This is a genomic window from Nocardioides alpinus (assembly GCF_900112035.1).
In the GTDB taxonomy this organism is placed as follows: Bacteria; Actinomycetota; Actinomycetes; order Propionibacteriales; family Nocardioidaceae; genus Nocardioides; species Nocardioides alpinus.
Genome location: NZ_FOKC01000008.1, coordinates 110,929 through 126,536, shown reverse-complemented (window position 1 = coordinate 126,536; position 15,608 = coordinate 110,929). Strand labels below are relative to the sequence as shown.

Below are 15,608 nucleotides of genomic sequence, written 5' to 3'. Positions count from 1 at the left end.
TCACCGAGCGAACCCCGGACCGCCTGGAGCGGTGTGTGAGGCAGGTTCCGAGGCGCTGGAAGCTGCCTCACACACCGCTCAGAGGGCAGACGCGGACCGGGAGATGTCCCCAGGCGCGCGGCCCGGGACCTCGTTCACAGGCTGCAGCGCCGACCGTGGCGGCCGTGAGTCGTGGCTGGCTGCATGGACGCATGCACGCCGTTCCCGAGGACTTCCTCCACCGCCCCTTCCGCCGAGCTGAGGCACTCGCGTCAGGCATCACACGCAGCGTCCTCCAGGGGCCGCAGTTCCGTCGTGTGCACGAGGCCGTCTACTGCCATGTCGCGCACGACCCGTCCTTCGCGGACCGCATCGCGGCCGCCCGGCTGGCGCTCCCTCCGGACGCCCTCACGACGGGCATCACCACGTTGCAGGAGATGGGCATCGACCACGGACCGCGTGTGCCGCTCCACTTCGTCGTCCAGGGCACCCTGCACCTCGCCGTCGACGGGATCTTCCTGCACCGGACGGTCAAGCTGCCGCCCAGCGTCGGTGGCTCCGTCTCGACCGAAGCCGCGTTCGTGGCCTACTGCGCCGAGGCGAGGCTGATCGACGCGGTCAAGGTCGGGTGCGAGCTGCTGCGTCTGGCGCACCTCGACCTGCACCTCCTCGACCAGCTGCTCATCGAGGAGAAGTGGCGCCGCGGAGTGGCGGAGACGACGTACGTCCTGCCTTTCCTCGACGACCGTTGCCGTTCGATGCCGGAGGCCGAGCTGCTGACGTACGTCGTGTGTGCGGGCCTGCCGCAGCCGGAGGTGAACTCGAAGGTCGAGCTCGCCCCGGGCGTCCAGGTCACGCCCGACCTGTGGTGGCTGCTGTTCCTCCTGGCCGTCGAGTACGAGGGGAGCCAGCACCAGGAGGACCGTGCCCAGTACAACGCCGACATCGACCGCTACGCCGCCTACCGTCGGCACGGAGCGGCGTACGAGCTCGTGACCAAGGAACGGATGCGGACCCCGAAGACGACGGTGCGCGGGATCCACGCGGCACTCGTCGCCCGGGGCTACGACGGTCCCGCGCCGGACTTCGGGGCGCGTTGGGACGCCCTCTTCCAGCCGGTCCACCGGCTGGTCCGCCGACCGCACCCCCGAGGGCGGTGAGTGAGGCAGGTTCTGAGCGTACGAAACCTGCTCTGCTCACCGCCGGCAGGGAGGTGAGGCCGGACGCGGTGCGTGAGGCAGGTTCGCGGGCCGCAGAACCTGCCTCACTCACCGCTCGCGCAGGAGCACCAAGGCCGTACGGATCAGTGGCCGTGCTTGATCGCGGTCCGCAGGTCCTTGTTGAGCTGCGAGATCACGTCGAGCGGGATCTCCTTGGGGCAGGCGGCGGTGCAGGCGCCGATGTTGGTGCAGCCACCGAAGCCCTCGTGGTCGTGCTGGGCGACCATGTTGACCACGCGGCTGTCGCGCTCGGGCTGGCCCTGCGGGAGCTCGCCGAGGTGGGTGATCTTGGCACCCATGAAGAGCGAGGCGGAGCCGTTGGGGCACGCCGCGACGCAGGCGCCGCAGCCGATGCAGGTGGCGACGTTGAAGGCGCGCATCGCGTCGTCACGCGGCACGGGCACCGAGTGGGCCTCGGGGGCCGAGCCGGTGTTGACCGAGATGAAGCCGCCCTGCTGGATGATCCGGTCGAAGGCGCTGCGGTCGACCACGAGGTCCTTGAGCACCGGAAAGGCGTCGGAGCGCCACGGCTCGATGGTGATGGTCTCGCCGTCGGTGAACGAGCGCATGTGCAGCTGGCAGGTCGTGGTGACCTCCGGCCCGTGCGCGTCACCGTTGATCATCAGGCCACACGCACCGCAGATGCCCTCGCGACAGTCGGAGTCGAAGGCGATCGGGTCCTCGCCCTTGTCGTTGAGCTGCTCGTTGAGCACGTCGAGCATCTCGAGGAACGACATGTCGGGGGAGACGTCGGAGAGCTGGTAGGTGTGCATGGCACCCGCCGACTCCGCGTCGGGCTGGCGCCAGATCTTCAGGGTCAGGTTCATGCTCACTTGTAGCTCCGCTGCTTCATCTCGATGGCGGTGTAGACGAGGTCTTCCTTGTGCAGGACGGGGTCGGCCTCTTCGCCGGCCCACTCCCACGCGGCGACGTAGGCGTAGCCGTCGTCGTGGCGCAGCGCCTCGCCGTCCTCGGTCTGCGACTCGCCACGGAAGTGGCCGCCGCAGGACTCGCGCCGGTTGAGGGCGTCGATGCACATGAGCTCGCCGAGCTCGAAGAAGTCGGCCACGCGGCCGGCCTTCTCGAGCGACTGGTTGAGGCTCTCGGCGGTGCCGAGGACCTTGACGTTGCGGTAGAAGTCGTCCTTGAGCGAGCGGATCAGGTCGATCGCCTTCTTCAGACCGGTCTCGGTCCGCTCCATCCCGCAGTACTCCCACATGATGTTGCCGAGCTCGCGGTGGTAGGAGTCGACGCTGCGGGTGCCGTTGACCGACAGGAAGTGGTCGATGCGGCCCTGGACGGACTCGCGCGCCTCGACGACTGCCGGGTGGTCCTCGGAGATCGCCTCGAACGGGCCGTCCGCGAGGTAGTCGCGGATGGTGTGCGGGAGGACGAAGTAGCCGTCGGCCAGGCCCTGCATCAGTGCCGAGGCGCCGAGGCGGTTGGCGCCGTGGTCGGAGAAGTTGGCCTCACCGGTCACGAACAGGCCCGGGATCGTGGACTGCAGGTCGTAGTCGACCCAGAGGCCGCCCATGACGTAGTGGACGGCGGGGTAGATCCGCATCGGGACCTCGTAGGGGTTCTCACCCGTGATCCGCTCGTACATGTCGAGGAGGTTGTCGTACTTCTCCTCCACGCCGTCGCGGCCGAGGCGCTCGATCGCCGCGGCGAAGTCGAGGTAGACACCACGGCGTACGCCGTCGACCTTGGGCCCGACACCGCGGCCCTCGTCGCACATGTACTTCGCGGCGCGCGAGGCGATGTCGCGGGGGACCAGGTTGCCGAAGGACGGGTAGATCCGCTCGAGGAAGTAGTCGCGGTCGTCCTCGGGGATGTCGCGCGGGTCCTTCTCGCAGTCGGCCTGGCTCTTGGGCACCCAGATCCGGCCGTCGTTGCGCAGCGACTCCGACATCAGCGTCAGCTTGGACTGGTGCTCGCCGGAGACCGGGATGCAGGTCGGGTGGATCTGCGTGAAGCAGGGGTTGGCCATGTAGGCGCCCTTGCGGTGCGCGCGCCACGCGGCGGTGACGTTGCAGCCCATCGCGTTGGTGGAGAGGTAGAAGACGTTGCCGTAGCCACCGGAGGCGAGCACGACGACGTCGGCCAGGTGGGTCTCGACCGCGCCGGTGACCATGTCGCGGGCGATGATGCCGCGCGCCTTGTCGTCGACGACGATCAGCTCGAGCATCTCGTGGCGGGTGTAGGTCGTCACGGTGCCGGCGGCGACCTGGCGCTCGAGGGCCTGGTAGGCACCGATCAGCAGCTGCTGGCCGGTCTGGCCGCGGGCGTAGAACGTGCGCGAGACCTGCACGCCACCGAACGAGCGGTTGTCGAGCAGGCCGCCGTACTCGCGGGCGAACGGGACACCCTGGGCGACGCACTGGTCGATGATGTTGGCGCTGACCTCGGCCAGGCGGTAGACGTTGGACTCGCGCGAGCGGTAGTCACCGCCCTTGACCGTGTCGTAGAAGAGGCGGTGGACGGAGTCGCCGTCCTCCTTGTAGTTCTTCGCGGCGTTGATGCCGCCCTGCGCGGCGATCGAGTGGGCCCGGCGCGGGGAGTCCTGGTAGCAGAAGGACTTCACGTTGTAGCCGGCCTCGCCGAGGGTCGCCGCGGCCGAGGCGCCGGCCAGGCCGGTGCCGACGATGATGATCGAGAGCTTGCGGCGGTTGGACGGGTTGACCAGGCGCGCCTCGAACTTGCGGGTCTGCCAGCGCTCGGCGACCGGAGCATCAGGCGCCTTGGTGTCCACCAGCGGCGTGCCGGGCGTGTAGTAGCCGGCCGCGTCGTCGTAGTCGCCGTCCAGCGAACCGGAGGCGGACGCCTCGGCGGCGCTGACGGTGTCGGGCATGTCGTAGTCGTGGCTCACGTGGTGACCCCTTACTTGGTGATGATGCCGGCGAGGACGCCGAGGGGAACGAGGGAGAAGCCCACCGAGACGATCAGCGCGATGACGAAGCCGATCGTCTTGGCGCGCTGGCGCTTGGCGGCAGTGCCGGTCCAACCGAGCGTCTGGGCGGCGCTCCAGATCCCATGGTGCAGGTGTGCACCCAGCGCGAGCATCGCCACGATGTAGATGAGGGTCAGCCACCAGACGTCGAACGTGTCGACGAGCAGGTTGTAGGGGTCGTTGGTCGCCCCGCCCTGGACGTTGACCTTGCCGATCGTGAAGTTGAGCAGGTGCCAGACGAGGAACAGCAAGATGGTGAGGCCGCCCCAGCGCATCAGCAGGCTGGCGCGGGTGGCACCGGTCTGCTTCTTCACGACGTACTTCGTCGTCCGGGCGCGGGCCGCGCGACGCCACAGCACGACGGCGCAGTAGACGTGCACGACGAGCGCCGCGATCAGGCCGACGCGGAGGATCCAGAGCAGGCCCTCGTGCGGGAGCATCGGCTCGCCGATCTCACGGAGGTGCTCGGCGTACTCGTTGAACGCGTCGTGACCGGCGAAGGCCTTGAGGTTGCCGTACATGTGCGCGAGCACGAAGCCCAGGAAGACGATGCCGCTGAGCGCCATGCCGAGCTTGAGCGCGATCGTGGTGCGCGAGGCCCGCGCGCCCTTCACCAGGGTCGGGCCGTCTTTGCGCGGATCTGTGAGTTGGGTTGCCACTGATCCACCGTATCGCCCCGCGCACACACCCGACGCGCCGAGGCCGTGTGAGGTTTTGCTGGGCGCGTTGTCTTCCGCTCGGGTGTGACACAAGACATAGTCGCCTGTGTTGCCCGGACCCTCGTTCCGGACCTTGTGGAGGATGCATGGCATCGACCGACCAGGGCGTGACCAGTCCGACCCGTGCGCGCATCGACGCGCGCACGCTGCGCCAGGATCGATGGTGGTTGGCTCCGCTGACCACGTTCGTCGTCTTCTCGGCCTTCGTCGTCTACGCCACCGTCCGGGCCTTCATGGGCCGCGACTACTACGCCTCGCCCTACCTCTCGCCGTTCTACTCGCCGTGCCTCGGCGACTGCGTGGAGGGCGCCTCCGACTTCGGCCAGCCGTTCGCCTGGTTCCCTCTGTCGGCGGCGCTGATCATCCTGATCTTCCCGCTGGGCTTCCGGATGACCTGCTACTACTACCGCAAGGCCTACTACCGCGCGTTCTGGCTCTCGCCGCCCGCGTGCGGGGTGGCGGAGCCGCACCAGTCCTACTCCGGTGAGACGAGGCTGCCGCTGGTCCTGCAGAACGTCCACCGCTACTTCTGGTACGCCGCGGTGCTGGTCGGCCTCGTGCTCACCTTCGACGTGTTCCTCGCCTTCCGCCCGATGCCGGCGGAGTACGCCGTCGGCGACGGCGAGACCAGTGGCATCCACATGGGCCTCGGGACGCTGCTGATGATCATCAACGTCGTCCTCATCTGGCTCTACACGCTCTCGTGCCACTCCTGCCGCCACGTCGTCGGCGGCCGGCTGCGCCACTTCTCCAAGCACCCGGTCCGCTACCGGCTGTGGACCTGGGTCTCTCGGCTCAACACCAGCCACGGCAGGTGGGCGTGGTACTCGCTCTTCTCGGTCGCCCTCGTCGACCTCTACATCTTCCTGCTCGCCACGGGCACGATCCAGGACGTGAGGTTCTTTTGACTTCCACAGAGACGAGCGGCCCCGCCGAGGGTCGCCACCCGATGACCGGCAACGCCCTGTCCGGTGATGCGCGCGGCGGCATGGAGCGCCACTCCTACGACGTCGTGGTGGTCGGTGCCGGCGGGGCGGGCCTGCGCGCTGCGATCGCAGCGCACGACGCGGGCGCGCGTACGGCGATCGTGTGCAAGTCGCTGCTCGGCAAGGCCCACACGGTCATGGCCGAGGGCGGGATCGCCGCGGCGATGGGCAACCGCTGGCCGGAGGACAACTGGGAGGTCCACTTCAGGGACACCATGCGCGGCGGCAAGATGCTCAACAACTGGCGGATGGCGCAGCTGCACGCGCAGGAGGCGCCGGAGCGGGTGCAGGAGCTCGAGGACTGGGGTGCCCTCTTCGACCGCACCGACGACGGACTCATCTCCCAGCGCGACTTCGGTGGCCACAAGTACGCGCGGCTCGCGCATGTCGGCGACCGCACCGGCCTCGAGATGATCCGCACGCTCCAGCAGCGCGCGGTGGCGCTCGGCATCGACGTCTTCATGGAGTGCACCGTCACCGACGTGTTCAAGGACCCTTCGGCAGGCGCAGGACCAGGGGTGGTGGCAGGGGCCTTCGCCTACTGGCGCGAGTCCGGCCGCTTCATCGTCTTCGACGCCCCGTCCGTCATCCTCGCCACCGGCGGGATCGGCAAGTCCTTCAAGGTCACGTCGAACTCGTGGGAGTACACCGGCGACGGCCACGCCCTCGCGATGCGGGCCGGCGCGAGCCTGATCAACATGGAGTTCGTGCAGTTCCACCCGACGGGCATGGTGTGGCCGCCCTCGGTGAAGGGGCTGCTGGTCACGGAGTCGGTGCGCGGTGACGGCGGCATCCTGAAGAACTCCGAGGGCGAGCGCTTCATGTTCGACTACATCCCGGAGTTCTTCAAGGCAGAGACCGCGGACACGGTGGAGGAGGCCGACGCCTGGTACGACGACAAGAAGAACAACCGGCGCCCCCCGGAGCTGCTGCCCCGCGACGAGGTCGCCCGCGCGATCAACTCCGAGATCAAGGCCGGTCGCGGCACCCCGCACGGCGGGATCTACCTCGACATCGCGTCACGGCGTACCCCCGAGTTCATCCGCAAGCGGCTGCCCTCGATGTACCACCAGTTCAAGGAGCTGGCCGACGTCGACATCACCGCCGAGGCGATGGAGATCGGCCCGACCTGCCACTACGTGATGGGTGGCGTCGAGGTCGACGCCGACACCCAGGAGAGCGCCGTGACCGGCCTGTACGCCGTGGGCGAGTGCTCCGGCGGGATGCACGGCTCCAACCGGCTCGGCGGCAACTCGCTCGGTGACCTGCTGGTCTTCGGCAAGCGCGCCGGCGAGCACGCATCGTCCTACGCCGCGTCGCTGGGCGGCACGCGGCCGCAGGTGGACGAGGCCCACGTGAAGGCGGCGCAGAAGAGCGCGCTGGCCCCGTTCGAGGTCGAGGGCGGGGAGAACCCGTACACGATCCAGTCCGACCTGCAGCAGTCGATGAACGACCTGGTCGGCATCATCCGCACGCGGACCGAGCTCGAGGAGTCGCTGGCCGAGATCGAGGCGTTCAAGGTGCGCGCGAGCACGATGGTCGTCGAGGGGCACCGGCAGTACAACCCCGGCTGGCACCTCGCGCTCGACCTCCGCAACATGCTCATCGTCAGCGAGTGCATCGCCAAGGCCGCGCTCGCCCGCGAGGAGTCTCGCGGCGGTCACACGCGCGACGACTTCCCGGGACCTGACGCCGAGTGGGGCACCAAGAACCTGGTGGTCAACCTCAACGCCGAGGGCACCGGCGTGGACCTCCACGAGAAGGCGTTGCCCGAGATGCCCGACGAGCTGAAGGGGTACTTCGCATGAGCTACACCTTGAAATTGCGGATCTGGCGCGGGGACAAGGAGGGCGGGGAGGTCAAGGACTTCCCGGTCGAGGTCTCCGAGGGCGAGGTCGTGCTCGACGCGATCCACCGTGTGCAGGCGACGCAGGCGGGCGACCTGGCCGTGCGGTGGAACTGCAAGGCCGGCAAGTGCGGCTCGTGCAGCGCCGAGGTCAACGGCCGCCCGCGGCTGATGTGCATGTGCCGGCTCTCGGACTTCGAGGAGGACGAGACCATCACGGTGACGCCGATGCGCGCCTTCCCGGTGATCCGCGACCTCGTGACCGACGTGTTGTTCAACTACGAGAAGGCCAAGGAGCTGCCGTCGGCGCAGCTCGGCCCGCGTGACGCTGACGGCAAGCGGCGGATGGCGCAGATCGACGTCGAGCGGGGCCAGGAGTTCCGCAAGTGCATCGAGTGCTTCCTGTGCCAGGACGTCTGCCACGTCGTGCGCGACCACGAGGACAACAAGGAGGCGTTCGCCGGACCGCGCTTCTTCCTGCGCTACGCCGAGCTCGACATGCACCCCCTCGACACCCACGACCGACGCGAGCTGGCCCAGGGCGCCGCGGGCCTGGGAATGTGCAACATCACCAAGTGCTGCACCGAGGTCTGCCCCGAGGGGATCAAGATCACCGACAACGCGATCATCCCCATGAAGGAGCGCGTCGTGGACAGGAAGTACGACCCGCTGGTCTGGCTGGGCAACAAGATCGGCCTGCGCAACAAGGACGACGCGGGCCGCACCGAGGTCTGACGTGGTCGCCGACGGTCAGTCGGTGGGAGCCAGCACCAGCGCCTTGATCTCGCGGACGACCAGGATGCCCAGGACCGCGGCCAGGATCGTCAGGGCCGATGCGAAGCGCTCCCACGAGGCCGCCCTCGCGAGCAGCTGGAAGTAGCCGCCCGCGGGCTCCTCGGCAGCCAGCTGGTAGAACACGTCGCAGACCGTCGCCAGGGCGGTCGAGAGCAGCCACGTGCCCCACCACCACCCCTGTCGCAGGGGGACGTCGACCGTCGCCTCGCCGGTCGCGCCACGGCGTACGTCGGTCACCATCTGGAAGGGCCGCCAGAAGTTGAGCACCGGGACGAACCAGCCGCCGATCGCCCATCCCGAGCCGTGCTTGAGCACGGTCCGGTCCATGCGCGCGCTGTGGTGGGCGGTGTAGAGCCACACGATGAAGAGCACTGCGGTGAGCAGCGAGGTGGCGACCTCCACCGTCGACAGGGCGATGAGCCGGTCGATGCGGGCACCGTCGGCCTCCACCACCGTGTCGGGTCGCAGCTCCACCTCGTCGACGAAGCCGAGGATCTCCAGGTCCACGTAGAGGGTGAAGGCCGCGGCGAGGAGCGAGAGCCCGAAGGCCAGCTGGACCGCGACGGACAGGCCCGACCACCAGCGCGGCAGCGGCGCATGGTGGTCCGGGGGCGCGGTGATGCGGTCGTGGGTGTGGAGGGTCCAGGCCGTTCCGTCCCACCAGCGAAGCCTCTGCGTGTCCTGAGGGTCGGCGTACCAACCCTCCCCCCGAGTCGTCATGGGCGGACTGTAGTCGTGGGAGCGCTCAGCGGTCGACGACCCGAGGACGCGTCGTACGGCCGAGGTAGGCGCGTGAGGCACGCGCCACGAGGGGGTGGTGGTCGGCCTGGTGCAGCGTCCACTTCCGGAGGTGGAAGCTGCCGGCGCGTGCCTGGCTCGCGAGCACCTCGGCCGGCCCGGGCAGCCGTCCCTCGGTCTCGAGGAACGCGCGCCGGTAGCGGCGGAAGAGTCGTCCGTGGTCGAGGGCCAGTGAGGTGAGCGCGGCCTGCGTCGCCGCGAGCAGCTCCTCGCCCCCCACCTCGTCGAGGTTCGGCGTGGGGGCGACCGGACACTCGGGCAGCAGGTCGCCCAGGTCGCCGTGCACTGCCAGGCCGCGCTGCTCCAGCTCGGCCACCAGCGCTTCGCCGTGGGCCCGCGCCCACGCCCAGTGCTCCGCCGGCAGCCTGAGGGACCGGTCGGGGGCTCCGACCAGCCGGGTCCGGATGCCGGCCTCCACCACGAACCGGTGCTGGCTGGTGTTGAGCCGGCCCGTGACCGACTCGTTCAGCCGGCGCACGACCTCGAGCTGGGCCGCGCCGAGGGATGCGTTGCGCGGGACCTGCTGCGATCCGCTCCAGCCGTCCGGCAGGCGCGCTGCCTCACCGAAGCGCTCCAGCAGCGCGCCGGGACCGGCCCCCGGGGGAGGGACTGTGACCAGGCGGATGCGGTCCACCGGGACGGCCGAGGCCCAGGCGTCGATGACGCGGCAGACATCGTGCCGCCACCAGAACGAGATGCCCTCGCTGGGTGCGGCGCCGATCTCGCCGCGCACGGACGCGATGAAGTCCTGCCAGCTGATCGTCCCGCCGTTGACCACGGTCTGCTGCCACGCCGAGACCACGGTGCGGGCGACATCGCGCGCGCCCACCACCACGAAGACCCGGTGGCCGTCGAGCCGGCGCACCAGCCGTCGTACCTCGCGGGGGCGGGCGAGCGACAACTCCTCCTCCGACACCACGACCGACGGGCCGTCATGCGCGGACACCTCGTCCAGCAGTCGCTGCAGCGACCCAGCGACGCGCTCGCCCTCCTCGCCCCGCACCCTCTGTCCGAGCAGGTCGTAGACCGCCAGCCGTTGGGCGCGGTGGTGCCCGCCAGGGAAGAGCACCCCTTCGGCCGCGAGCCTCCCAGCGCTCGCCTCGAGCGCTGCCTGGATGGTGGTCGTGCCGGTCTTGGCCAGTCCCACGTGGAAGAAGACGTCGGTCATGACGGCGACGCTAGGCACGCTGCCACGCCCGGCGCATGGGGCTGCAGTCCCGGCCCGCCGGGACGATCCGGACCTCTGTGAGAGGTATCCCATAGACACGCGCAGTGTCCCCGAGGTGACGCTCGTCCTATCCTGCGACTCATGACCGACAGCGACGGCGCCCTCGATGGTGGCCTGGCCGAGCCCGAGGAGCTCCAGCCCGAAGAGGGCACGCTGCGCCTCGTGGGCGACGACGACGCCTACGACGCCGCCGCGTGGGAGGCCGCCACGGCCGCGGTGCTGCGCAAGGCCCGCCGCCTCGGCGAGGACGCGCCCGACTCCGACGTGTGGACGACGCTGACCCGCACCACGCTGGACGGCATCGACGTCGCGCCCATCGGGCAGCAGTCCGACCTCGAGCGCCTCACCACCGCCGGGCGGCCGGTGCGTGCCGGCGCCTGGGACGTACGCACCCAGGTCGAGGTCGTCGACGCCGAGGCCGCGAACGAGGCTGCCCTGCAGGACCTGGAGAACGGTGCGACCTCGCTGCTGTTCCACGTCGAGGGCCACGACGGTCCTGACTGGGACACCGTGCTGACCGGCGTGCTGCTCGACCTGGCGCCCGTCGTGCTGGACCGTCCCTCGACCGAGCAGGTCGAGAGCCTCGCCGACTTCCTCGAGGGTGTCGACGGTGCCGTGCACCCTGGGACGAACCTGTCGTTCGACCTGCAGACCCTCGAGATGCTGTCCTACGCCGTGCGCGACGACGGCGCCACCGCCCGCGACCTGTTCGCGCCCGTCGTGCGCCGTGGCTTCCAGCTCGGCGTCCGCTCCCTGGTGGTGGACGGCACTGCACTCCACGACCAGGGAGCCAGCGACGCGCAGGAGCTCGGGTGGGTCATCGCGACCGGAGCCGCCTACCTGCGCCTGCTCGCGGCGGAGGGTTTCACCGTCGACCAGTCGGCCGCGATGATCGAGTTCCGGCTCGCGGCCACTGACGAGCAGTTCCCGACGATCGCGAAGCTCCGTGCGGTGCGGCGACTCTGGGCACGTGTGCTGGAGGCCAGCGGGGGAGACGGTGAGATGTCGCTCCACGCGGTCACCAGTCGTCCGATGACGAGCCGCCGCGACCCGTGGGTCAACATGCTGCGCGGCACGGTGGCGGCCTTCGCCGCCGGGGTGGGCGGCGCCGACGCGCTGACCGTGGTGCCCTTCGACGAGCCGATCGGCCTGCCCGACACCTTCGGTCGCCGGATCGCCCGCAACACCTCCTCGCTCCTGATCGAGGAGTCCCACCTCGCCGCGGTGGCCGACCCTGCCGGCGGCTCCTACGCGGTCGAGAAGCTCACCGACGACCTCGCGATCGCCGGCTGGGCCGAGCTCGGCCACATCGAGGCGGCCGGCGGTGCGCTCGCCGACGATGCCCGCGCCGGCGTGAAGGAGCGGGTGAAGGCCGTGGCCGCAGCGCGCGACGCCCAGGTCGCGGACCGCTCGCGGCCGCTGACCGGGGTCTCGGAGTTCCCGAACCTCGACGAGGTGCTGCCCGAGCGCGACCACGCTCCGCACCGTTACGCGCGCCGCTACGGCCACGCCTACGAGGACATGCGCGCCCAACCCGCCGCACGCCCGGTCTTCCTGGCCACCCTCGGCCCGATCTCCGCGCACACCGCCCGGGCCACCTTCGCCACCAACCTGTTCGCTGCCGGGGGCGTGGCCGTCGAGGCGGCCGGTGCGACCGCCGACGCCGCCGCTGTCATGGCGGCCTACGCCGGCCAGCGCGTCGTGTGCCTCGCCGGCACCGATGCGGCCTACGCCGAGTGGGGTGCCGACCTGGTCGCCGCGCTGCGAGCGGCAGGAGCGTCGTACGTCGTGCTGGCGGGCAAGCCGGGGGACCGGACCGTGACCGACGTGGACGACTCGTGTGCCATGGGGGTCGATGCGCTCGGCTTCCTGGGCCGGGTCCGAGAGGAGCTCAGCCGATGACCGTCCCGGAGAACTTCGCCGACGTGCCCCTGGTTTCGACACGGTCGCAGGGCGACCTGCTCAACCAGCGGGCGGCAGCGGCTGCGCGCTCGATGAGCGGCGAGCCGTGGACGAGCCCGGAGGGCATCGACATCCTCCCCGTCTACGGCCCCGAGCACCTCGACGGCCTCGACGGCCTCGACACGTGGCCGGGCATCGCGCCGTTCCTGCGCGGGCCCTACCCGACGATGTACACGACCCAGCCGTGGACGATCCGGCAGTACGCCGGCTTCTCGACCGCGGAGGCGTCCAATGCCTTCTACCGGCGCAACCTCGCCGCCGGGCAGAAGGGCCTGAGCGTCGCCTTCGACCTCGCCACCCACCGCGGCTACGACTCCGACCACCCGCGCGTGCGCGGCGACGTCGGCATGGCGGGCGTGGCGATCGACTCGATCTACGACACCCGCACCCTCTTCGACGGCATCCCGCTCGACGAGATGTCGGTGTCGATGACGATGAACGGCGCCGTGCTGCCGGTGCTCGCGCTCTACATCGCGGCCGCCGAGGAGCAGGGGGTGAAGCCGGAGCAGCTCGTGGGGACGATCCAGAACGACATCCTCAAGGAGTTCATGGTCCGCAACACCTACATCTACCCGCCGTCGCCGAGCATGCGGATCATCAGCGACATCTTCGCCTTCACGTCGCAGAAGATGCCGCGCTTCAACTCGATCTCGATCTCCGGCTACCACATCCAGGAGGCCGGAGCCACGGCCGACCTCGAGCTCGCCTACACGCTGGCCGACGGTGTCGAGTACATCCGCGCTGGCCTCGCGACCGGCATGACGATCGATCAGTTCGCACCGCGACTGTCCTTCTTCTGGGCGATCGGGATGAACTTCTTCATGGAGGTCGCGAAGATGCGCGCAGCCCGGGCGATCTGGGCCCGGCTGGTCGACGACTTCGACCCGCAGAACCCCAGGTCGCGCTCGCTGCGCACCCACAGCCAGACCTCCGGATGGTCGCTGACCGCGCAGGACGTCTTCAACAACGTCGGCCGCACCTGCATCGAGGCGATGGCCTCCACCCAGGGCCACACGCAGTCGCTCCACACCAACGCCCTCGACGAGGCGATCGCGCTGCCGACCGACTTCTCGGCCCGGATCGCCCGCAACACCCAGCTCCTGCTGCAGCAGGAGAGCGGCACCACCGAGATCATCGACCCGTGGGCCGGCTCCTACTACGTCGAGAAGCTCACCCACGACCTCGCCGAGCGTGCGTGGGCGCACATCCTCGAGGCCGAGCAGGCCGGCGGCATGGCCGCGGCGATCGAGCAGGGCATCCCGAAGATGCGCATCGAGGAGGCGGCCGCCCGCACCCAGGCGCGGATCGACTCCGGTAGCCAGAAGGTCATCGGCGTCAACACGTTCCGGCTCCCTGTCGAGGACAAGCTCGACGTGCTGCGCGTCGACAACGACGACGTCTACCGCCAGCAGGTCGCCAAGCTCGAGCGGCTGCGTGCCGAGCGCGACGACGACGACGTACGCCGTGCGCTGGACGCGCTGACCGCCTCCGCCGAGCGCGGACCGGTCGGTGGCGGCTCCCTCGAGGGCAACCTCCTCGCGCTGGCCGTCGACGCGGCCCGGGCCAAGGCCACGGTCGGTGAGATCTCCGACGCGCTGGAGAAGGTCTACGGCCGCCACCAGGCCGTGATCCGTACGATCAGCGGCGTGTACCGCGACGAGGCAGGCACCGCAGCCGGCACCAAGGTGGCCGAGGTGCTCGCCGCCACCGAGGAGTTCGAGGCCGAGGAGGGGCGTCGCCCGCGCATCCTGGTCGCCAAGATGGGCCAGGACGGCCACGACCGCGGCCAGAAGGTCGTCGTCACCGCCTTCGCCGACCTCGGCTTCGACGTCGACGTGGGCCCGCTGTTCTCCACGCCGGAGGAGGTCGCCCAGCAGGCGATCGACGCCGATGTGCACATCGTCGGGGTCTCCTCGCTCGCGGCGGGCCACCTCACCCTGCTGCCCGCGCTCAAGCAGGCGCTGGCCGACCAGGGCCGCCCGGACATCATGATCGTGATCGGCGGCGTCATCCCGCCCGACGACGTCGAGACGCTCCGGGAGATGGGCGCGGCGGCGGTGTTCCTGCCGGGCACCGTCATCGCGGAGTCCGCGCTCGACCTCCTCGCGCGCCTGCGGGAGCAGCACGCCTGATGCCGCGTCCGGTGGACGTCCCCGCGCTCGTCGAGGGGGTGGTGGCGGGTCGGCGCGCAGACGTCTCCCGTGCCATCACGCTCGTCGAGTCGTCGACGGCCGAGCACCGGGCCGCGGCGCGCGAGCTCCTCACCGCGCTCGCCTCCGTCGATCGGCCGCTCGCGACGCGCGTCGGCATCTCCGGGGTCCCCGGCGTCGGCAAGTCCACCTTCATCGAGAGCCTCGGCACCCGGTTGACGGCCGCCGGGCACCGCGTCGGGGTGCTCGCGGTCGACCCGTCCTCGGTGCGCACCGGCGGCTCGGTGCTGGGCGACAAGACCCGCATGGCCGCGCTGGCGGTCGACCCGCGCGCCTTCATCCGGCCCTCACCCTCGGCCGGCACCCTCGGTGGCGTCGCACGGGCCACCACGCAGGCGATGCTGGTGCTCGAGGCCGCCGGGCACGACGTCGTCCTGGTCGAGACGGTCGGCGTCGGGCAGTCCGAGGTGACCGTGGCCGGGATGGTCGACACCTTCCTCTTCCTCACCCTCGCGCGCACCGGTGACCAGCTCCAGGGCATCAAGAAGGGCATCCTCGAGATCGCCGACGTGGTCGCGGTCAACAAGGCCGACGGCGACTTCGAGGCCGGCGCCCGGGTCGCCGCGCGCGAGCTCTCCGGTGCGCTCCGCCTCGTGCGCGGCCACTCGGAGTGGGCGCCACCTGTCGTCACCTGCTCGGCCCTCACAGGTGCCGGCGTGGACGACGTGTGGGAGCGGATCGGCTCCCACCGCGAGCACCTCGGGGTCGACGGGCTGGCGCACAAGCGTGCCGAGCAGCAGCTCGACTTCATGTGGGCGCTGGTGCGCGACGAGCTCGCGCAGCGGCTGCGGTCCTCGGCCGGGGTGGCTGCGGTGCGCGACGACGTACGACGTGCGGTGCTGTCGGGCGAGCTCGCGGCGCCGTTGGCCGCGGATCGGCTACTTGCCGCCTACGACGGCAGGACGAACTAGGGTG

Annotated in this window: 12 protein-coding genes; 7 read left to right on the top strand and 5 right to left on the bottom strand. The window is 70.3% G+C overall.

The genetic code is table 11. The features are described 5' to 3' along the window. The first annotated feature begins 191 nt into the window (after positions 1–191). Entirely contained in the window at positions 192–1,139 is a 948-nt protein-coding gene (locus BM127_RS15960; RefSeq protein WP_091200039.1) for a hypothetical protein, read from the top strand. Between the two features lie 143 nt (positions 1,140–1,282). Here BM127_RS15960 and BM127_RS15955 read toward each other — a convergent pair whose 3' ends face one another. Genes BM127_RS15955 through BM127_RS15945 form a run of 3 tightly spaced genes read right to left on the bottom strand, consistent with a single transcriptional unit; the run spans position 1,283 to position 4,808 of the window. Beyond that, complete coding sequence (locus tag BM127_RS15955; RefSeq protein ID WP_091200037.1) at positions 1,283–2,026, bottom strand: succinate dehydrogenase/fumarate reductase iron-sulfur subunit; 744 nt, start codon at positions 2,024–2,026, stop codon at positions 1,283–1,285. 2 nt (positions 2,027–2,028) lie between these two features. Then, a complete protein-coding gene (locus BM127_RS15950; RefSeq protein WP_091200177.1) occupies positions 2,029–4,050 on the bottom strand; it encodes a fumarate reductase/succinate dehydrogenase flavoprotein subunit in 2,022 nt (673 codons plus the stop codon). Between the two features lie 29 nt (positions 4,051–4,079). Then, positions 4,080–4,808, bottom strand: a complete 729-nt coding sequence (locus BM127_RS15945) for a succinate dehydrogenase cytochrome b subunit (protein WP_231263212.1) — start codon at positions 4,806–4,808, stop codon at positions 4,080–4,082. A gap of 146 nt (positions 4,809–4,954) precedes the next feature. Between BM127_RS15945 and BM127_RS15940 the strand changes: the two genes are divergently transcribed. The 3 genes from BM127_RS15940 to BM127_RS15930 are packed head-to-tail and all read left to right on the top strand — an operon-like array spanning position 4,955 to position 8,435. Then, positions 4,955–5,776 (top strand): hypothetical protein, encoded by an 822-nt coding sequence (locus tag BM127_RS15940; RefSeq protein ID WP_091200033.1) that lies wholly within the window; start codon positions 4,955–4,957, stop codon positions 5,774–5,776. Between the two features lie 41 nt (positions 5,777–5,817). Continuing rightward, a complete protein-coding gene (locus BM127_RS15935) occupies positions 5,818–7,662 on the top strand; it encodes a fumarate reductase/succinate dehydrogenase flavoprotein subunit (protein WP_175507422.1) in 1,845 nt (614 codons plus the stop codon). Next, positions 7,659–8,435, top strand: coding sequence for a succinate dehydrogenase/fumarate reductase iron-sulfur subunit (locus tag BM127_RS15930; protein ID WP_091200031.1), 777 nt, complete (start codon positions 7,659–7,661; stop codon positions 8,433–8,435). Before BM127_RS15935 ends, BM127_RS15930 begins: the two co-directional genes overlap by 4 nt. A 15-nt stretch (positions 8,436–8,450) precedes the next feature. On the opposite strand, the gene BM127_RS15925 is transcribed toward BM127_RS15930, so the two are convergent. Both BM127_RS15925 and BM127_RS15920 read right to left on the bottom strand, forming a co-directional pair. Further along, complete coding sequence (locus tag BM127_RS15925; protein ID WP_091200173.1) at positions 8,451–9,215, bottom strand: DUF4328 domain-containing protein; 765 nt, start codon at positions 9,213–9,215, stop codon at positions 8,451–8,453. Between the two features lie 25 nt (positions 9,216–9,240). Beyond that, on the bottom strand, positions 9,241–10,461 hold the full coding sequence (locus BM127_RS15920; RefSeq protein ID WP_091200029.1) for a hypothetical protein: 1,221 nt from the start codon (positions 10,459–10,461) through the stop codon (positions 9,241–9,243). 141 nt (positions 10,462–10,602) lie between these two features. Between BM127_RS15920 and BM127_RS15915 the strand changes: the two genes are divergently transcribed. The 3 genes from BM127_RS15915 to meaB are packed head-to-tail and all read left to right on the top strand — an operon-like array spanning position 10,603 to position 15,604. After that, positions 10,603–12,423 (top strand): methylmalonyl-CoA mutase family protein, encoded by a 1,821-nt coding sequence (locus BM127_RS15915; RefSeq protein ID WP_091200027.1) that lies wholly within the window; start codon positions 10,603–10,605, stop codon positions 12,421–12,423. Next, a complete protein-coding gene (gene scpA / locus BM127_RS15910; RefSeq protein WP_091200025.1) occupies positions 12,420–14,615 on the top strand; it encodes a methylmalonyl-CoA mutase in 2,196 nt (731 codons plus the stop codon). Before BM127_RS15915 ends, scpA begins: the two co-directional genes overlap by 4 nt. Then, complete coding sequence (meaB, locus tag BM127_RS15905) at positions 14,615–15,604, top strand: methylmalonyl Co-A mutase-associated GTPase MeaB (protein ID WP_091200023.1); 990 nt, start codon at positions 14,615–14,617, stop codon at positions 15,602–15,604. The genes scpA and meaB overlap by 1 nt, the downstream gene beginning before the upstream one ends. Positions 15,605–15,608: the final 4 nt, after the last annotated feature.

Coding starts and splice junctions, on each gene's coding strand:
- BM127_RS15940 (WP_091200033.1), top strand. CDS start 4,955: ATGGCATCGACCGACCAGGGCGTGACCAGTCCGACCCGTGCGCGCATC.
- BM127_RS15935 (WP_175507422.1), top strand. CDS start 5,818: ATGACCGGCAACGCCCTGTCCGGTGATGCGCGCGGCGGCATGGAGCGC.
- BM127_RS15925 (WP_091200173.1), bottom strand. CDS start 9,215: ATGACGACTCGGGGGGAGGGTTGGTACGCCGACCCTCAGGACACGCAG.
- BM127_RS15920 (WP_091200029.1), bottom strand. CDS start 10,461: ATGACCGACGTCTTCTTCCACGTGGGACTGGCCAAGACCGGCACGACC.
- BM127_RS15960 (WP_091200039.1), top strand. CDS start 192: ATGCACGCCGTTCCCGAGGACTTCCTCCACCGCCCCTTCCGCCGAGCT.
- meaB (WP_091200023.1), top strand. CDS start 14,615: ATGCCGCGTCCGGTGGACGTCCCCGCGCTCGTCGAGGGGGTGGTGGCG.
- BM127_RS15950 (WP_091200177.1), bottom strand. CDS start 4,050: ATGCCCGACACCGTCAGCGCCGCCGAGGCGTCCGCCTCCGGTTCGCTG.
- scpA (WP_091200025.1), top strand. CDS start 12,420: ATGACCGTCCCGGAGAACTTCGCCGACGTGCCCCTGGTTTCGACACGG.
- BM127_RS15955 (WP_091200037.1), bottom strand. CDS start 2,026: ATGAACCTGACCCTGAAGATCTGGCGCCAGCCCGACGCGGAGTCGGCG.
- BM127_RS15915 (WP_091200027.1), top strand. CDS start 10,603: ATGACCGACAGCGACGGCGCCCTCGATGGTGGCCTGGCCGAGCCCGAG.
- BM127_RS15930 (WP_091200031.1), top strand. CDS start 7,659: ATGAGCTACACCTTGAAATTGCGGATCTGGCGCGGGGACAAGGAGGGC.